The sequence below is a fragment of the Mesorhizobium sp. M5C.F.Ca.IN.020.32.2.1 genome (assembly GCF_004023105.1).
GTDB lineage: Bacteria > Pseudomonadota > Alphaproteobacteria > Rhizobiales > Rhizobiaceae > Mesorhizobium > Mesorhizobium wenxiniae.
Genome location: NZ_RZSX01001679.1, coordinates 1 through 442 on the forward strand (window position 1 = coordinate 1; position 442 = coordinate 442).

A 442-nucleotide genomic window follows, 5' to 3' on the forward strand; every position below is an offset into this window, starting at 1 on the left:
GTCCCAATCCGGCTTCTCGGTCTTGTAGGAAGCGACCGGCGTGCGCCGCCAGAGGCCAAGCACGTTGGTCTTGTCCTGCCAGAAATTATAGACGTGGCCGTTGAGCGCAGAGCCAACCGCAATGTTGTCTTCGGCCGTCATCAGGTCGAGCGCGGTTTGGAAGTAGGCCTGGTAGGACGGATCACTCTGCAATTCACCTGTTGTAGCCTCGTTCTGACGGTGAACCCAGTCGAGCGCTTGCTTGCCTGTCCTGTCCTCCAGCCAGAGAAAGGGATCTTCGTCCGCCGAATTCGCCTGCGTCTTTGTGTTCGACATCGTCAAATGGTCTCCGATAAACTCATCAAGGCTCGGTGTTGCAAACATCGTCTTGCGACGATCTATATTCAACTTGGAACGCGCAAAACGAGCCGTTGCGCTGTTGGCCGCTCTAAGGTGGGGCCTC

1 pseudogene is annotated in these 442 nt (G+C 56.6%); it reads right to left on the reverse strand.

What is annotated here, in order from left to right:
- Nucleotides 1-315 (reverse strand): annotated as a pseudogene (locus tag EOA86_RS38120) (S9 family peptidase); the annotation flags it as partial.
- Nucleotides 316-442 lie beyond the last annotated feature (127 nt).